Here is a 17557-nt window from a genome sequence, read left to right as displayed (position 1 = left end):
TATCCGGCCCGCAGGCTCACTTGGTGCGGAACCACGCGGCGACCTCGGGTCGCAGCAGGAACGAGAAGGTCGCCACCGCCGCTCCGAAGAGGACCACGGCCGGCGGGAAGGCGAGCGCGAAGAGGAGCAGGGAGAGCGCCGAGACGGCGGCCGAGATCATCAGCGCGATCCGGGCCCAGGAGTGACGGCGGATCGCGAAGGCCGCGAAGACTCCGGCGGCCACGCACACGAGCGCCACCAGCACGGCCATGATCCAGGCCGAGGCGATGATGACGTCGGTGGTGTAGAGCCCCGCCACCTCCCGCATGGACGGATCGTTCTCCGCCTGCTTGCGCACCTGATCGAGGATCAGGTCGGGGTTGGCGGTCGCGGTCGCCGCCGAGGCGAGCATCATCAGCGCGGTGAACCCGGAGCCGATCCAGGTGAGCACCGCCGCCGCCATCACGGCGCCGGGGCGGCGCGTGGGCGCTGCCGGGGCGCGCTGGGCGACCGGACCCGTCCAGGGCGGCGGCTGCTGTGCCGAGAGCCGGGCCGGGCCGGTGGTCGAGCTCGTCTCCGTTGTCGAGGCGGCCGGCCCGGTCGGGGCGGTCGGAGCCTCGGGCGGGGTCGGCGCGACGTACGACTTCTGGTCCGGGTCGCTGTTGTCGAGCGCCTCCCGCTTCGTCGGGGAGACCCCGTCGAACCAGTCGCGGGTGGGCGACATCCACAGGAGTACGACCGCGACGGCGGACAATGTCGACCAGAACCCGCCACCGAACATCCCGGCGAAGAAGAGCGGTGCCGCGATGACCGTGAGCGCCAGCCGAGCCTGCTTGTTGCGCTGCAGCACGTGCCAGCCGAGGATCACCGCCGCCGCCGCGATCGCGCCGGTGACCAGCGCCATCACGTGCATGAGGGTCAGGATGCTGTCGAGGCCGATCCCCGAGCCGGCCAGCGGCGGCTCGGCCAGCACCTCCTCCACCCGCTCCCTGGTGTCCAGGCTGCGCAGCCCGGCGATCTGGTCCCAGGCGGTCACCACGGTGAGCAGTGAGCCGAGCACGATGAGCCACCCGGCGAGGGTGGCCTGACCGGGGCGGGGAAGCTTCGTTTCAGACATGTCGGGAATCATTTTCTCATCCCGGCCAACTTCGCGTGCCGAGAGGTCGGGCGCGTCGGCCGAACGGGCACGGTGCTGACGCCTCGGCCGACGTACGCGCCTACTCGGCGCGGCCGAGACGGAGGCGATCGAAGGCCTTGGGCACGGTGAGAGCGGGGAGGGCCGCGGCGATCTCCTTCGCACAGGCGGCCGGGGTCGCGGCGGTGGTGTCGACGCGGATGTCGTACGGGTGGGAGTAGACCAGGGCCTGGGATCGGGCGAGGCCGGCAGGACGGTCACCGCGGGCAGCCTCCCGGCGCTCGAGCTCGTCCGGGGAGCACCAGACCTCGACGAGGGTGACGTCGTAGCCCTCGAGCACCTCGAGCAGGTCGTCGAGCCGCCAGGTCTCGCTGAGCGGGTAGTCCATGATCACGTCGTTGCCGACAGAGGCCAGGGCCGCGACGGCGCGGTGATAGCCGAGCCGGGTGCGGCGCAGCATCTCCGCGATCCCGGCCTCGTCGAGCTCTCGCGTGTGCACCGTCGACCGCATCCCGCTGATCCCATCGACCGGCACCAGGAACCACGGGTCCTCGAGCAGCGGCAACAGCTCCCGCCCGACGCTGCTCTTGCCCGAGCTCGACGCCCCGTTGAGCAGGATGATCCGACCGTTGCGCACGCAGCCAACGTACTAGCCATGGCTCGGGCCGCGTCGAGGTGATCCTCGGGCTTCCCACCCAGATCATCCCGCCGAGAATGTAGTTGTGGGCGACGAAACGGCAGTTTCGTCGCCCACAACTACGGACTCGGCCACCAGAACTACGGTTTCGGCCGGGGCGGGTCAGATCTTCAGGATGAGGCCGTCACCGTCTCGGTCCACGGTGACCTGGCCACCGTCGGACACCTCGCCACCGATGAGCTTCCGGGCGAGCGGGTCGCCGATGGCGGACTGGATGAGGCGGCGGAGGGGTCGGGCGCCGTACGCCGGGTCGTAGCCGGTCTCGGCGAGCCATTCCCGAGCCTCGGTGGTGACAGAGATCGAGATGCGGCGGGCGGCCAGGCGCTTCTCCAGCAGACCGAGCTGGATGTCGACGATCTTGGTGAGATCGGCCAGCGAGAGGGCGTCGAACATGACGACCTCGTCGAGGCGGTTGAGGAACTCGGGCTTGAACGATCCCCGGACCACGGCCATGACCGACTCGTGCTTCGCGTGCTCGTCCATCACCGGGTCGACCAGGAAGTTCGAGCCGAGGTTGGAGGTGAGGATGAGGAGCGTGTTGCGGAAGTCGACCGTGCGGCCCTGACCATCGGTCAGGCGACCGTCGTCGAGCACCTGCAGCAGGATGTCGAAGACCTCGGGGTGAGCCTTCTCGACCTCGTCGAGCAGGACCACCGAGTAAGGGCGACGACGCACCGCCTCGGTCAGCTGACCACCCTCGTCGTAGCCGACGTAGCCCGGAGGCGCTCCGACCAGACGGGCGACCGAGTGCTTCTCGGAGTACTCGGACATGTCGATGCGTACGATCGCGCGCTCGTCGTCGAAGAGGAAGTCCGCCAGCGACTTGGCGAGCTCGGTCTTACCGGTGCCGGTCGGACCCAGGAACAGGAACGAGCCGGTGGGACGGTTGGGGTCGGCGATGCCGGCGCGAGAGCGGCGCACCGCGTCGGCCACGGCCGTGACCGCGGACTTCTGCCCGATCAGGCGCCGCCCGATCACGGCCTCCATCTCGAGCAGCTTGGCCTGCTCGCCCTGGAGCATCTTGCCGGTCGGGATGCCGGTCCACGCCTCGACCACCTCGGCGATCTGCTGGGCGGCGACCTCCTCACCGACCAGCCGGTCGGTGACCTCGTCCTCGGCGGCGGCCGCCGCGGCGATCTGCTCCTCGAGCACGGGGATCTTGCCGTAGAGGATCTCGGACGCCTCGCCCAGGGATCCCTCACGCTGCAGGCGCTCGGCCTCGATGCGCAGCGCGTCGAGCTGCTTGCGCAGTGCGCCTTCGCCTTCGAGAGAGGCCTTCTCCCGCTCCCAGCGAGCCTCCAGTCCGCGCAGCTCCTCCTCCTTGTCGGCGAGCTCCTTACGCAGCGCCGCGTGACGCTCCAGAGACGCGTCGTCGGACTCCTTGGAGAGCGCGAACTCCTCCATCTTCAGCCGGTCGACGGCACGGCGGAGCTGGTCGATCTCCTCGGGAGACGACTCGATCTCCATCCGCAGCCGGGACGCGGCCTCGTCGATGAGGTCGATCGCCTTGTCGGGCAGCTGACGACCGGTGATGTAACGGTCGGACAGGGTCGCGGCAGCCACCAGCGCGGCGTCGGTGATGCGGACACCGTGGTGCGCCTCGTACTTCTCCTGGATGCCGCGCAGGATCTGCACGGTGTCCTCGACCGACGGCTCGCCGACGAAGACCTGCTGGAAGCGGCGCTCGAGGGCCGGGTCTTTCTCGATGCGCTCGCGGTACTCGTCGAGCGTGGTCGCGCCGATCATGTGCAGCTCACCGCGCGCGAGCATCGGCTTGAGCATGTTGCCGGCGTCCATCGCGGAGTCGCCCCCGGCACCCGCGCCGACGACGGTGTGCAGCTCGTCGATGAAGGTGATGACCTGCCCCTCGGCGGCCTTGATCTCCTCCAGGACGGCCTTGAGCCGCTCCTCGAACTGGCCGCGGTACTGCGCACCGGCGACCATCGCCGCCAGGTCGAGCGAGAGGACCCGGCGGCCCTTCAGCGAGTCGGGTACGTCACCGGCGATGATCCGCTGGGCGAGCCCTTCGACGACGGCCGTCTTGCCGACGCCCGGCTCGCCGATGAGGACCGGGTTGTTCTTCGTACGCCGCGAGAGCACCTGGATCACCCGGCGGATCTCGGCGTCACGGCCGATGACCGGGTCGAGCTTGCCCTTCTCGGCGGCCTCGGTGAGGTCCTGGGAGTACTTCTCGAGCGCCTCGTAGGAGTCCTCGGCGTCCTGGCTCGTCACGCGACGGTTGCCGCGGACGGCCTTGAGTGACTCGCGCAGCCCCTTCTCGGTGAGCCCGGCGCCCTTGAGCACCTTCTGCGCCGACGACTCGACCGTGGCCAGCGAGATCAGCAGGTGCTCGGTGGCGGCATAGTCGTCCTTCAGAGAGGTGGCCAGCGTGATCGCCCCCGCCAGGACGCGGGTCAGCGCACCCGAGGCAGCGGGCTGCTGCACCGTCGACCCGCTGGCGCGCGGGAGACCGGCGAGATCGGCAGCCGCCGCACGCGACAGCTCCTCGGCGTCCACACCGGACTTGGTGACCATCGACGTGGCCGTGCCCTCGTCCTGCTGCAGCAGCGCGACAAGCAGGTGGATCGGCTCGGTCGTGGTGTTGCCCGCCGTCGTGGCGGAGAGCTGCGCGGCCTCGATGGCCTCGCGAGCCTTGGTGGTGAACTTGTCTGCCGAAAACTGGCTCATCTGTCTCTGCACTCCTCCTGGGGACGCACCTGAGTCTGCCGCGAGTGCCTGTCACCCGCATCTATCTCAACACAACCAAAGTTGAGTCTGTTCCACTCAACTTTGACATTTCTAATATTGCGGCAGCGGACCAAACGATCGGGCACACTCCTCCTGTGGACCCCCGAGGCGCCGTGCGCGACCAGCTCGCCGCGCGCCAGCGCGAGGTCCTCGACGACCTGCTGGCGGGACGTACGCCGCCGGGGTTCGATACCGCCGGAACGACCGCGACGACGCGGGTGCTGCACCACAAGCGCTCCTCGGCTGCCGAGCACGCGGCCCCCGAGCTCGACCTGCTGCCGAACTGGCGCGCCCGCTTCCATGCCTGGGCGGCGCAGCATCCGCAGCAGGGCTGCGCCCACGACGACGTACGCGACTTCCTGACCACCATCGGTGCCGACTGGCTCCGCCTGCACGAGGTCTATGAGGGCCGGCGGCGGTTGGCCCTCACCCGGATCGCTGGGCGCCGGGTGCTCACCATCGGTCTCGGCACACAGATCTGGCACCTCGAACGCCGCACCAGGAAACGGAGCTCCCCGTGGAGAACCTGATCGTCATCGTCGTCCTCGGCCTGATCATCCTCGGGTGCCTCCAAGCCGCCCTCGCGGGCAGCCGAGGCAACCGCCGCCGAGGCCCCCGCAGGCGCAACCGCGGCGGCAGTTCCAGCTCGAGCTCCTGCGGCTCCACCTACGACGGCGGCAACAACCACGACAGCTCCTGCAGCAGCTCCTCCTGCGGCTCGAGCTGCGGCGGCGGAGGCGGCGGCGACTGACCCCTCCCGCCGACTCGGCGCAACTGCCCCACACAACACCGCCGAGTCGGCGCAACTGTCCCACGCGTGGGTGACTCAGCCGGCCTCGGCGGGACAGACGCGCCGACTCGGCGCGCAATCTTGGGACAGACGCGCCGACTCGGCATCAGAAGAGGTCCAGAGCCGTCACTTTCCACTGGCCCTCGACCCTGGCGGCCTCGACGGCGATCTGAGCAGCCGAGATGGAGGACTCCTTGTCGGTGGAGCGCTGCGAGGCCTGATCCAGGAAGACCAAGAGCGAAGCGGAGTCGGCGTCGAGCGACTTGACCGCAGCGACCTGGACCTCCGCGCTGAGCACGAGCTTCTGCCCCGGCGCCTTCTCCTGGAGCTGCTTGAAGAGGAGGTCGTACTCCTTGCGGGCGTCGCCGGCCAGGAACTCGTCGGCGGCCGCGGCCGTCGGGGCAGGGTCGGCGAAGTTGTAGGAGAAGACCTGGAGCAGACCGGTGGAGACGGCCGACTGCACCTCGGTGGTGGCCTCGGCGTCGACGACGGCCCGGTTGCCGACGTGGTCGGTCCTCCGCTCCCGGTCGGCCTGCCAGAACGCTCCCAGCCCGAGGATGAGAGCGAGCGCGGCGAGGAAGGGCGCCCAGCGGCGTACGAAAAGGCTCATGACATGTTCACCGCCACCTGCTCGAGGCTCTCCAGGAGCCAGTCGTCGCCGACCTTGACCAGGTCGGCGGCGAAGCGGTTGCGCTTGACGGTCGGCTCCGCGTCCTCACCGGAGGCCGAGCCGTCGCGGACCGTGATCTCGACCGCCGCGATCACGGTCGCGGTGTCGTCGTCGAGCTCGGTCACGGCGATGTCCATCACCGACCCTGTCGAGATCTTCTCCTGCTCCGCGAGGACCGTGCGGTCCTCCTCGGAGACGCTGGTCAGCTGGTCGTGCAGGGTGCCGGTGGTGACCGCGGCCCATCCCTTCAGCCCCTCGTCGACCTTGCGGTAGTCGAGCGAGTTGAGGGTCTCGATGTGGCTGGTCGCGACGATGAGCACCCGGTCGCGGCGGGCGGCCTCGTCGACCATCTCCTGATCGTGCCCGGTCGCCCGCCACCAGGTCAGCGCACCGGCCACCAGCACACACAGCGCCACCAGCGGGAGCGCCCAGGTGAGCACCCGGTCGCGCCTCGACGGTGCGTCGAGTGTGTCCATCTCGACCACCGAGGCCTCCGTCCGGGTCTCTGTTCGTCTCTGCGTCGTCGTGCTCATCGCTCCCCCATCAGTCCGGCGAGCGTGGTGGGGACGCTAACCGTCCCCGGCTCGGCTGTCTCGGTCTTGGTCGTTTTCGGTCGCGGCACGGCAGCGCAGCCGGCCGCGGTGTTGAACGGCTTGCCCTTGCTCACATCGGTGCCGGCACGCAGGTCGGTGCCCTCGTAGCCGGCGACGCAGGCGGGCGGGTTGAAGAAGGACGGCATCAGGCTCAGCCGGGGGCCGTTGGAGGTGTTGATCGCCCAGCCGATGCTGACTGCCTCGGGCACGGTCACGAAGGTCGACTCCAGCGCGGCGGCGTTGGTACCGAACAGCTGCGCCGGGGTGACCAGGTTGCTCATCAGGATCCCCAGCGGCTGCCCGACATCCTTGACCAGCAGCGAGATCTCGGTGGCCGTGCCAGGCGCGGCCCCGATCAGGTCGCGCAGGTCCTTGTCGGAATCAGCCAGCGTCGCGGAGAAGAGGGCGAGGTCGTTGCTCCAGGCCTTGATGCTCGTCGCCGACTCCTCCTGGGTCGCGAGCACCTGGTCGGAGTTGCGGATCAGGCTCGCCGAGACCAGGAAGTTGCGGTCGGCCTCCTTCTGGAACGACAGCGAGGTGTCGACCAGCTTCCGCAGGTCGGAACCGGCACCCCGGGACAGCAGGTAGGACTCGTCGATCGTCGTCACCAGCGCCTCCTCGGGCACCGAGGCGACGAAGTCGCGGCCGGTCTCGATGACCTGGGAGGCGTCGTACGGCAGCGCCTCCTCCCCCGCAGCGAGCCGGTCACCGTCGGCGAGCCGGGACGAACCCACGGCGCCGCCACGGAGGTCCAGATACTGCTCGCCGATGGCCGACCGGTTGGCGACCTTCACGGTCACGTCCTTGGGGATGGCGGGGGCGTCGCCGTCGATCTCCAGCACGGCACGTACGTCGTCGGCCCCTGCCTCCAGGGCCGTCACCTCACCCACGGGCACCCCGCGGTAGGTCACCTCGGAATTGACGAAGAGCCCGCCGCCCTCGGGCAGCGAGACGTCGACGCGATAGGGCTCCTCGAACAGGTCCAGCCCGACGTAGCGGGCCCCGACATAGCTGGTCCCCACGAGGGCGAGGGCGACGAAGAGCCCGAGCTTGACGCGTACGCCTCCGGTCAGCCGTTGCATCATTCGCTCCCTTCCACGGAGCCGGTGCCAGGATCAGAGACCGCGCCTTCCGGCGACGTCTCGGAGGTCTCCGAGCCCGACCCGGACGGCTCGGACGACTCGGACGACTCGGACGGCGACTCCGACGGCGACCCGGAAGGATCGGAGGGCGACGACGAGGACGACCCGGACTCGGACGACGACGGGTCCGAGGAGGACGACGAGCCGGGGTCGGAGGGCAGGATCGACTCCCCCGGGATGGCCGGCGAGGACGAGCCCGGCACCGGCGAGGTGGTCGACGGCAACAGCCCCGGCGCGCCCGACGACCCGGACTGGGAGGAGACCGGGCCGCCGGACCCGCCTTCGACCGACACCTGCAGCCAGTCGCAGCCCTTGGACCGACAGCCGTCGGGAGTGCGGAAGTTCGTGACCAGGAACAGATTCAGGTAGTCGCCGCGGATGGCGTTGAGCACCTCGTCAGGGAACGGGTAGGTGAAGAGGATCTCCAGCGCGTAGGGCAGGTCGGAGCCGGCCTTGGCGAGCTGGTCGAGGATCGGGTCGAGCAGCTTCAGGTCGGCGACGATGTCGTCCTGGGCCTCGTCGAGGGTGCGGATGGTGACCTTGGAGAGCTGGTCGAGCGCCTCCAGCATCGCGACCAGCTGCGGCCGCTGGTCGACGAGGACCTGCATCCCGGGCGAGAGCCCCTCCAACGCGTTCGCGATCTTGGTCTTGTCCTTCTCCAGCGTGACCGCGAGCTCGTTGAGCGAGTCGATCGCCGAGGTGATCGACTCCGAGCGGGAATCGAGGGCGGAGACGAACCGGTCCATCTCCTTCAGGAACGCCCGGATCTCCTCCGGCCGACCGTCGGAGATCTTCTGCATCTCCCGCGAGATCTCCTGGAACTGCGCGATCCCACCGCTGTTGAGCACCATCGACAGCGCCCCGAGCACCTCCTCGACCTGAGCGGCCGCCTCGGTGTCACCCCGCCCGAGGACCGCACCGTCACCCAGCGGCGAGCCCGCGACCGGGGTCGCGGGGCGGATCAGCGCGACGTACTTCTCTCCGAGCAGCGAGGTCTGCTGCAGTCGGGCCGTGGTGCCGGCGGGGAGCTCGACGTCGTCCCTGACCACCAGGGACACCCGCGCGCTGCGGCCGTCCTCGGCGAGCCGGATCTTGGCGACCCGGCCGACCGCGACGTTGTCGATCTTGACGCTGGACTGCGGAACCAGATCGAGTACGTCGCTGAACTCCGCGCTCAGCGTGATCGGGTCCTCCCCCACGTCGGCGCCACCGGGAAGCGGAGCCTCGTAGACGCCGCCGCTGACGGCACCGAGTCCACAGCCGGAGAGGGTCAGCGCGGCGGTGGCCAGGACAGCCACGAGCGGGCGAGACAGACGCGACATCACTGCTCCTCTCCCACACCGGACCCGACACCGGGCAGCAGCACCGGCGGCGCGTCCTCGGAGGTCTGGCCGGTGAGGCCGTCTCCGGACCAGACGCTCAGCTCGTTGAGGTTGGTGCGGCCGACGAGGCTGTTGTTCGCCGGGTCGTAGGCGTTGATGTACTTTTGCAGCACCAACGGGATCGTGGCGACCGCCTCCTCCAGCGACTCGTTCTGGTCGACGAGCACCTGCGTCGGCCCCTGCAGGTTCTCGACGCTCGTCCGCATCTCGGCGCGGTTGTCCTTGATGAACGACTCCAGCAGCGCGAGCGCCTCGCCGAGGTTGCCGACCGCGGAGGCCAGGTCGTCGCGGTCGTCGGCGAGATACTCGGTGACCTGCGCGAACCGGCGGTTGGCGTCATGGACCCCGTCGTCGTGCGCGAGCAGGGTCTTGTTGAAGGTGTCGAGGTTCTCGACGGTGGCGAAGAAGTCCTGGTCGACGTCGGCCAGGGTCGCCGAGGCGTCGGCGCCCTCCCGGATCACCTGGTTGATGTCGTCGCCCTGACCGTCGAGGTTGGCCGCGATCACCTCCAGGAACCGCGACAGTGCGCCGTTCCGGTTGGCGCCATCGGGACCGAGCTGTTCGCCGGCCTCGGTCAGCGAGGCGTAGAGGTCGTCGATCTCCACCGGCACGGCGGTCTCCTCGATGACGGTCCCGTCGCGGAGCTCGGGGCCGTCGACGTACGGCTCGGTGAGCTGCACGAAGCGGTCCGAGACCAGGGTCGGGGCGACGATCACGGCCGAGGTGTCGGCTGCGGCGGTCTGGCCGGGGTCGAGCATCATCGAGACCTTCACGTGCTCGCCGGCCGGGGTCACCGAGGTCACCTCGCCCACCGGCACCCCGAGGATCTGCACGTCAGAGCCCGGATAGAGGCCGACGGAGGCCTCGAAGAGCGCCGAGAAGGTGGTCCCGCGACCCCCCTCCCGGATCCCGTACGCAGCACCCCACCCGATCGCGCCGACGACGGCGACCACGAGGAGCCCAGCGATGAGGCGTCTCATCTCGTCCCTCCCGGCTTGCAGTCGCGCTGGACGTCGTTGTCGAGCACCGGTGCGTTGTTCTCGTCGAAGAGTCCGCAGCCGTAGACGTCGATCCACGGGCCGTTGCTCATCGAGGCGCCGATCACCCGGTAGTAGGCCCCGATCTGGGAGAGCGCCTTGTCGAGGTGGTCCTGGTTGCGCCGCAGGATCTCGGAGACCCGGTCGAGCTTCTCGAGCGCCGGCCGCAGTCGCTTCTGGTTGTCCTCGACCAGGCCGGTGACCTGCTTGGCGAGGTCGTCGGTGTAGGTGAGCATCTGGTGGATCGCCCGCCGACGGGCCGCGAGCTCCTCGAGCAGCTTGTCGCCGTCCTCGATCAGGAGCCCGATCTCCTGGTTGCGCTCGGCGAGGGTCCCGGTGACCTCGGTCGTGGTGCGCATCAGCTCGGCCAGCTCCTGGTCCCGCGAGGAGATCGTGCGGGAGAGCCGGGTGAGCCCGGACACCATGCCGCGTACGTCCTCGGGGGTGTCCTCGAACACCTCCGAGAGCGCGTCCATCGACTCCTCGACCTGCGCCATGTCGATCTCGTCCACGGTCGAGGAGAGGTCGGAGAAGGCGGCGTTGACGTCGTAGGGGGTGGTGGTCCGAGACACCGGGATGGGCTCGCGAAGACGGCCGGGGCCGCCGGGGTCGAGGGCGAGGAACTTGCGTCCGAGCAGCGTCTTCACCTTGATCGACGCGGTCGTCTGCGACCCGAGCGTGACGTCCTTCGCCCGGAACCTGATCAGCACCTTGTCGCCGTCGAGCTCGAGCGCGGACACCTCGCCGACCTTCACCCCGGCGACCCGCGCCTCGTCGCCCGGACGGATCCCGGCGGCCTCGGCGAAGTACGCCTCGTAGGTGTCGCCACCTCCGATGACCGGCAGGTCCTCGGCGTGGAACGTGGCGAAGAAGACACCGGTCATGGCCAGGATTCCGACGACGGCGATGACGACCTTGTTGCGTTCGGCGAACGACTTCGGATAGCGGGCCATCATTGGCACCTTCCTGCCGGCGAGTCCACGCCGAGGTCGCCGTAGTAGCCCTCGGGTTTCGGGATCCGCCCGTCGATGGAGCAGATGTAGAAGTTGAGCCAGCCGCCGTAGGTGGCCATCCGGCCGATCTCGTCGGTCTTCTGCGGCATGGTGGTCAGGAACTTCGTCAGCGCCTCGTCGTTCTCGGCGAGGTTCTCCGAGACGTCACCGAGGGAGTCGATCGAGTCGCGCAGCGGCTCCCGACCCTCCTGCAGCAGGCCGGTGACGCTCTGGGAGAGCTCGCCCATCCCCTCGATGGTCGAGCCGAGCGTCTCCCGGTCGGCGGCCAGACCGGTGACCAGCCGCTGCAGCGTCACCAGCGTGGTGTCGAGCATCCCGGTGCGCTGGCTGACCACCTCGAGGACCGAGTTGAGGTTGGTGATCAGGTCGCCGATCACCTGGTCGCGGTCGGCGAGGGTCGAGGTCAGCGAGGCCGTCGAGGAGAGCAGCGACTCGACCGTCGCGCCCTCACCCTGGAAGACCGCGATGATCTGCGCGCTGAGGTTGTTGACGTCCTCCGGGTCGAGGAACTTGAACAGCGGCTGGAAGCCGTTGAACAGCATCGTCAGGTCCAGCGCGGGTTCGGTCTCGTCGAGCGAGAACGTGTAGCCGGGCTTCAGCCCCTCCCCACCAGGAGCTCCCGGCTCCAGCGCGATGTAGCGCTGGCCGATCAGGTTGCGGAACCGGAGCTCCGCCCGGGTGCCCTCGACCATCGGCGCCGACTCGGCCGCGGTGAAGACGACCTCGGCGGTGTCGTCGTTCCGCAGCCCGATCGACTGGACGGTGCCGATCTTCACGCCCGCCATCCGTACGTCGTCGCCCTTGTTGAGGCTGGTCACGTCGGTGAAGAGCGCCGTGAAGGTACGCCCCGACGAGGTCGATCCGTTGGAGATCGTCGTCGCCAGCGCGGCCATCGCCAGGACCGTCACCAGCGCGAAGACCACCGACTTGGTGAGCGTCACCGCGACCGAGCCGCCGCTGTTCAGCCTCATCGCACGATCACCTCCGTGCCTCGCAGGGTCGGGCCGAGCAGCAGGCTCGACCAGGTCGGGTAGTCATCAGGTGCCATGCCTTCCGCAGGTGCCATCACCTCGGCGATCAGCTGGTTCTCGCCCTCGGAGTTCTGCTCCCCCAGGCCCGTCGTCGCACCGAAGGTGCGCACCCGGTCCGTCGGCGGCGCCTCGATCTGCTCGGCCGTGCCGGCCGTCCCGGTGACGGCCGGCTGGCTGCCGGTCTGACCGGTGACGTACGGGCAGCGCGGGCCGCCGGTGCGCAGCTTCGGGGTGTAGCCGGCCGGATAGGGCTGCCGGATGTCGGAGACGCTGACCAGCGCGTGGATGCCGGGTTCGTCGGTGCCCTTGCCGAGGTTCTTCGCCATCACCGGCGCGTAGTCGCGCAGGGCGCTGAACAGGCACGGGAAGGAGGAGGCGTACGGACTGACCGCGCGCAGCGCGTCGCGTGAGGTGTCGGAGAGCACCACGATCGTCTCCCGGTTGCGCTCGAGCCAGCGGTCGGTGTCGGCCGCCGTGGTGGTCACCGACCGGAACGTGTCGGCGAGCTGTCGCTGCTGGTCGACCAGGGTCTCGGCGGTCACCGTCATCGTGTCCAGCGCCTCGAGCAGATCCGGCGCCGCTTCCTCGTAGTGGCCCGCGACCCGCCCGAGCGCGGCCAGGTCGTCGGCCATCTGTGGCACCAGCGGATTGAGCTTCTTCAGGTAGGCCGCCCAGGCCGAGAAGACCTCGCCGATGTCGTCGCCGTTGTCGCGCAGCATCGTGGCCAGCTCGCTCAGCGTCGCGTTGAGCTTGTGCGGCTGGATCGCCTTGAGCACCGGGAGGAGCTCGTCGAGCACCTGCTCCAGCTCGATCGCCTCGTCGGAGCGGTCCTGCTCGATGACGGCGCCCGCCTCGAGCTCCGGCCCGGGCCCCGGCTGGAGCGCCACGTAGCGCTCCCCGAAGAGCGTCTTGGGCAGCAACCGCGCCGTGGTGTCGGTCGAGAGGTCGGAGAGTACGTCCGGCTCCAGCGCCAGGGTCAGCTCGGCGCCGCCCTCGCGGGCCGAGACCGTGCGGACCGTGCCGACCGGCACGCCACGCAGCTTGACGTCGGAGCCGGCCTGGAGCGCGTTGCCGAGGGTGCCGGTGGTCAGCGTGACCTCGGAGCGGTCCACGAAGGTCTGGTCGTAGGCCAGCCAGGCGCCGAGCGCCACCGCCGCGATCACGGCCAGATAGCACAGGCCGAGGAAGGCATCACGAGCTCTCGACAGCGTCATCCCGCGATCCTCACCGTCGTGGTGGCGCCCCACATCGCCATCGAGAGCGCCAGGTCGAGCAGCGCGACGACCACGATGGTCCGCCGCACCGAGCGCCCGACCGCGATCCCGACCCCCGACGGCCCACCGCTGGCGTAGAAGCCCAGCCGGCAGTGGATCAGGATGATCAGGATCGAGAAGATCAGCACCTTCCCGAAGCTCAGCAGGATGTCGATGGGCGGCAGGAAGAGCTGGAAGTAGTGGTCGTACGTCCCGGCCGACTGTCCGTGGAAGTACACCGTTACGATGCGCGAGCCCGCATAGGAGGTCAGCAGCCCGACCACGTAGAGCGGGATGATCGCCACGAAGCCGGCGACCACCCGGGTGGAGACCAGGTAGGGGATCGTGCCCAGGCCCATCACCTTGACCGCGTCGATCTCCTCGTTGATCCGCATCGCGCCGAGCTGCGCGGTGAACCCGGCACCGACGGTCGCGCTCATGGCCAACGCGGCGACCAGGGGCGCGATCTCGCGGGTGTTGAAGTAGGCGGAGATGAACCCGTTGAGCGTCGAGGTGCCGATCTGGTCGAGCGCCGCGTACCCCTGCATGCCGACGACCGTGCCGACGAAGATGCTCATCCCCGTCATCACCCCGATCGTGCCGCCGATGACGGCGAGCGCGCCGGTGCCGAAGGAGACCTCGGAGAGGATCCGGAGGATCTCGCGCGGGTAGTGCCGGATCGCCGACGGGATCCCGAGCAACACCTTGCCGTAGAACCGGATGTCCTTCCCGGTCTGCGCCAGCCCGTCCAGCGGGCGGCGGACGCCGGTGGTCGAGCTTGTCGAGACACCCTTCGCGGGAACGGTCGTCGTCATCTCAGGCCCCCTTCCCGGGGACGAGCTCGAGATAGAGCGTCGTGATCACGAAGTTGACGAAGAAGAGGAGCAGGAAGGTGACGACGACCGACTGGTTGACCGCCTCCCCGACCCCCTTCGGGCCGGGCTTGGTGTTGAGCCCCTGGTGAGCGGCGACGAGGCCGGCGATGAGCCCGAAGAGCACCGCCTTGAGCTCGCCCACCCACAGGTCGGAGAGCTGGGCGAGGGCGGTGAAGGAGGAGAGGTACGCCCCGGGCGTACCGCCCTGGATGATCACGTTGAAGAAGTAGCCGCCGAGGACGCCGACCACGCTGACCAGCCCGTTGAGCAGCACGGCCGCGAGCACGCAGGCGAGCACCCGTGGCACCACGAGCGCCTGGACGGGATCGACCGCGATCACCCGCATCGCGTCGATCTCGTCGCGGATCGTCCGGGAGCCGAGATCGGCGCAGATCGCCGCTCCGCCAGCTCCCGCGATGACGAGGGAGGTCACGATCGGGGCCGCCTGCTGCACGACCGCCAGGACGGAGGCGGCGCCGGTGAACGACTGCGCCCCGATCTGCACGGTCAGCGTGCCGAGCTGCAGCGCGATCACCGCGCCGAACGGGATCGCGACGAGCATCGCCGGGATCCAGGAGACCGAGGTGACGAACCAGAACTGGTCGAGCAGTTCGCGGGCCGCGAACGGCCGCCGGAAGGCGGCTCGGAACGTGTCCAGCCCCAGCGCGAAGAGCGCGCCGACCTGATCCAGGGCCCGGCTGACCGGGTCCTTGACCTTCGGTCTCGGGGCTCGGTCAACGTCGTCGTCATCGGCGGTGTAGAGCGTCGCCGCCCCGCTCGCCACCCGCGCGGTGTGCCGCTCGACCGCGGCCCGCGGGGCGCCGTTGGCGGGCGCCAGCTGTCGCGGCAGCACCTCGATGGCGCGGGCGCCGGCACGTACGGTCGCGACGCCGGCGGTCGGGTAGTAGGCCTCGCCCTCGACGTAGTCGTCGTTGACGCCGTGATCCGTCTCCTCGCTCATCCCGATCGGCCCGATCGGGTCGCCGCTCATGAACTGGGAGACGACCGGGTGGTCGGTGAGCAGGAACTCCTCGCGCGGCCCGTACATCACCAGGCGCCGGCGGTAGAGCATGCCGAGGTTGTCCGGCAGCGTACGCGCCAGCTCGATGTTGTGGGTGACCACCAGCATCGTGGCGTCGGTGGCCGCGTTGACGTCGACGAGGAGCTGGGCGAGGTTGGCGGTACGCACCGGGTCGAGCCCCGAGTCGGGCTCGTCGCACAGGATGATCGAGGGCTCGGTGACCAGCGAGCGGGCCAGGCCGGCGCGCTTGCGCATGCCGCCGGAGATCTCGCCGGGCAGCTTGTGCTCCTGGCCCAGGAGTCCGACCAGGTCGAGCTTGTCGTTCGTGATCTGCCGGATCTCCGACTCGCGCTTCTTCGTGTGCGCGCGCAGCGGGAAGGCGACGTTGTCGAAGACGCTCATCGACCCGAAGAGGGCGCCGTCCTGGAAGAGCACCCCGAACCGCCTGCGCAGCTCCTGCCGCTGCGACTCGCGCGCCTTGACCATGTCGACCCCGTCGACCAGGCAGACCCCGGCCTCCGGACGCAGCAGCCCCATCAGCGACTTCAGGAACACCGACTTCCCGGTGCCCGACGGGCCGAGCAGCGCGGTGATCTCCCCCTGGGGCAGCGTGAGGGTCACGTCGCTCCAGATGTTCTGAGATCCGAAGCTCTTGGTGAGCCCGGTGACCTCCACGGTTCCGCCCATCGCGGGACCTCCTGATCTGCCGTTGTGGGGTGTGCTTCCGACCGGACAGTACGTGTGGCTCACGTCACAGCGGCAGGAGAAATCGGGCCGTCCGGCAAATGAGTGCCGTCCTTTGTCATGCGCATGACAAATTGCCCGCGCAACTCTCAGCCGCAGCGCTCGAGCTCGACCCAGTCGGCGGCTGGGCTCTCCCCGGCACCGAGGGCGAAGAGGAGCAGGGTGACGAACTCAGGATCCTGGAGCCGGCTGCCGAAGGCGGCCCGCAGCCGGAGCTTGTGGTTGCGGACGGTGTGCTCGTGGATACCGAGCTCCGCAGCCAGTGCCGAGGCGTTCGCGCCGGTGAGCAGCCAGAGCCGCAGCGTACGCAGCACCGCCCGCCGGTGCTCGTCCTTGAACGCCTCCAGCGGCGCGAGCGCCTCGCTCGCCTCCCATCGCGAGAGCGTGGGGTCGGCGTTGAGCAGCAGGGCGACGTGGTGGTCGGCGCAGCGCACCACGGGGTCCGCGGGGATCACCCCGGACTCGACGAGGTCCCGGGCACGCTCGGTCCAGCGGATCGCGGCCGGTACGTCGGCCAGCGGCACCGGCACGGTCACGAAGACCGGACCCGTACGCGGCCACCCGCGCATCACCGCGCTGACGGCGTCGACGTCGGCCGGGTCGGTGACCACCAGCGCGCGCCGGCCGGCGGTGTCCCACACGCACCCGCCGGGCAGCTCGACAGGCCGCTCGGCCGAGTCCAGCGGGATGACGGTGTCGACCGAGCAGACCACCACCGCTTTCGGCAGCTGCCAGCCGACGCGCGCGCCGAGATCACCGATCACCTCGGCGTCCGCCGCTCCGGCGAGACCGCGGACGAGCCGGCGCCGGATCCAGCCCGGATCCGCCTCGCGGTCACGGACCCCGGCGGCGTACCCGCGGGCGACGTCGTCGAGCAGGGTGCCCATGTAGGCGAGGAGCGACCCGCACAGCGTCCCGCGTACGTCGTCGGGGACCAGCCCCTCGGCCTCGTGACGGATCGCCTCGGCCGCTCGGTGGGTGGCCACGTCGACGGCTGCCCTGAACCCGTCGAGGCTCCGTTCGGCCAGCGCCTCTCCCCTGCCCATCGCGAAGTACATCGCCGACACCGCCTCCGGGTCGGACGGGATGTTCTCGACCACGTCGGCATAGAGCTCCACGGCACTGGCGACGGCCTTGGTGATCAGGTCCCGACGCCGCTGGGTGGGATGCCGGGAGTAGGCAGCGACCTGGCGCAGGATCTCGTCGGTGATCTGCGGGACCAGCCCGCGGCCGACCCTGCGGATGACCGCACACTCCGTCGGCGAGACGCGCGGGGCATGGACCTTCTCGGCGAGCTGCCGCGAGGCGCTTCGGCGTGGCAGTCGTGGGTGCGGGACACGCGTTCCGGTGGTCGTCGTCTGGCTCTGCGTCGGACTCATGGATCTACGACTTCTCCCCTCGATCCCCGGCCCGCGGGAGCACTGTGCTTCGTCAGGCCGGCGTCACT

At 69.7% G+C, this 17557-nt stretch carries 16 protein-coding genes; 2 read left to right on the top strand and 14 right to left on the bottom strand.

All coding sequences use genetic code 11. The annotated features are described in order from the left end of the window. Positions 1-16: 16 nt before the first annotated feature. The 3 genes from OG984_RS23825 to clpB all read right to left on the bottom strand — a co-directional run bounded on the left by OG984_RS23825 (position 17) and on the right by clpB (position 4499). The gene (locus tag OG984_RS23825) at positions 17-1096 is read right to left on the bottom strand and encodes a hypothetical protein (protein WP_328528659.1); all 1080 of its coding nucleotides are present in this window, start codon (positions 1094-1096) and stop codon (positions 17-19) included. Between the two features lie 100 nt (positions 1097-1196). Then, on the bottom strand, positions 1197-1751 hold the full coding sequence (locus tag OG984_RS23820; RefSeq protein ID WP_328528658.1) for a chloramphenicol phosphotransferase CPT family protein: 555 nt from the start codon (positions 1749-1751) through the stop codon (positions 1197-1199). A gap of 162 nt (positions 1752-1913) precedes the next feature. Then, positions 1914-4499 carry an ATP-dependent chaperone ClpB gene (gene clpB / locus OG984_RS23815; protein ID WP_328528657.1) on the bottom strand — a complete coding sequence of 862 codons (2586 nt, stop codon included), beginning with the start codon at positions 4497-4499 and terminating at the stop codon, positions 1914-1916. Between the two features lie 155 nt (positions 4500-4654). Here clpB and OG984_RS23810 point away from each other — a divergent pair, with 155 nt between their 5' ends. Both OG984_RS23810 and OG984_RS23805 read left to right on the top strand, forming a co-directional pair. Beyond that, entirely contained in the window at positions 4655-5089 is a 435-nt protein-coding gene (locus OG984_RS23810; protein ID WP_328528656.1) for a hypothetical protein, read from the top strand. Further along, entirely contained in the window at positions 5077-5310 is a 234-nt protein-coding gene (locus OG984_RS23805; protein ID WP_328528655.1) for a hypothetical protein, read from the top strand. The genes OG984_RS23810 and OG984_RS23805 overlap by 13 nt, the downstream gene beginning before the upstream one ends. A gap of 145 nt (positions 5311-5455) precedes the next feature. Here OG984_RS23805 and OG984_RS23800 read toward each other — a convergent pair whose 3' ends face one another. The 11 genes from OG984_RS23800 to OG984_RS23745 all read right to left on the bottom strand — a co-directional run bounded on the left by OG984_RS23800 (position 5456) and on the right by OG984_RS23745 (position 17489). Then, complete coding sequence (locus OG984_RS23800) at positions 5456-5959, bottom strand: hypothetical protein (RefSeq protein ID WP_328528654.1); 504 nt, start codon at positions 5957-5959, stop codon at positions 5456-5458. Further along, positions 5956-6495: a hypothetical protein gene (locus tag OG984_RS23795; RefSeq protein WP_328528653.1), complete on the bottom strand. Its 540-nt coding sequence runs from the start codon at positions 6493-6495 to the stop codon at positions 5956-5958. The genes OG984_RS23800 and OG984_RS23795 overlap by 4 nt, the downstream gene beginning before the upstream one ends. A gap of 53 nt (positions 6496-6548) precedes the next feature. Further along, complete coding sequence (locus tag OG984_RS23790; protein ID WP_328528652.1) at positions 6549-7694, bottom strand: MlaD family protein; 1146 nt, start codon at positions 7692-7694, stop codon at positions 6549-6551. Beyond that, positions 7694-9076 carry an MCE family protein gene (locus OG984_RS23785; RefSeq protein ID WP_328528651.1) on the bottom strand — a complete coding sequence of 461 codons (1383 nt, stop codon included), beginning with the start codon at positions 9074-9076 and terminating at the stop codon, positions 7694-7696. The genes OG984_RS23790 and OG984_RS23785 overlap by 1 nt, the downstream gene beginning before the upstream one ends. After that, the gene (locus OG984_RS23780; RefSeq protein WP_328528650.1) at positions 9076-10116 is read right to left on the bottom strand and encodes an MCE family protein; all 1041 of its coding nucleotides are present in this window, start codon (positions 10114-10116) and stop codon (positions 9076-9078) included. Before OG984_RS23780 ends, OG984_RS23785 begins: the two co-directional genes overlap by 1 nt. After that, complete coding sequence (locus OG984_RS23775) at positions 10113-11126, bottom strand: MCE family protein (RefSeq protein WP_328528649.1); 1014 nt, start codon at positions 11124-11126, stop codon at positions 10113-10115. The genes OG984_RS23780 and OG984_RS23775 overlap by 4 nt, the downstream gene beginning before the upstream one ends. Next, positions 11126-12157: an MlaD family protein gene (locus OG984_RS23770; RefSeq protein WP_328528648.1), complete on the bottom strand. Its 1032-nt coding sequence runs from the start codon at positions 12155-12157 to the stop codon at positions 11126-11128. Before OG984_RS23770 ends, OG984_RS23775 begins: the two co-directional genes overlap by 1 nt. Continuing rightward, positions 12154-13431, bottom strand: a complete 1278-nt coding sequence (locus tag OG984_RS23765) for an MCE family protein (protein ID WP_328528647.1) — start codon at positions 13429-13431, stop codon at positions 12154-12156. Before OG984_RS23765 ends, OG984_RS23770 begins: the two co-directional genes overlap by 4 nt. Further along, positions 13428-14285 (bottom strand): MlaE family ABC transporter permease, encoded by an 858-nt coding sequence (locus tag OG984_RS23760; protein WP_328528646.1) that lies wholly within the window; start codon positions 14283-14285, stop codon positions 13428-13430. The genes OG984_RS23765 and OG984_RS23760 overlap by 4 nt, the downstream gene beginning before the upstream one ends. Position 14286: 1 nt before the next feature. Further along, positions 14287-16053 carry an ABC transporter permease gene (locus OG984_RS29550; protein ID WP_442940922.1) on the bottom strand — a complete coding sequence of 589 codons (1767 nt, stop codon included), beginning with the start codon at positions 16051-16053 and terminating at the stop codon, positions 14287-14289. A 146-nt stretch (positions 16054-16199) separates the two neighbouring features. Continuing rightward, positions 16200-17489, bottom strand: a complete 1290-nt coding sequence (locus OG984_RS23745; RefSeq protein ID WP_328528645.1) for a helix-turn-helix domain-containing protein — start codon at positions 17487-17489, stop codon at positions 16200-16202. Between the last annotated feature and the right edge of the window lie 68 nt (positions 17490-17557).

Origin of the sequence: Nocardioides sp. NBC_00368, from assembly GCF_036090055.1 — a bacterium.
Taxonomy (GTDB): domain Bacteria; phylum Actinomycetota; class Actinomycetes; order Propionibacteriales; family Nocardioidaceae; genus Nocardioides.
The sequence above is the reverse complement of the archived record's forward strand: the minus strand, read 5'-3'. Positions and strand labels throughout refer to the sequence as shown.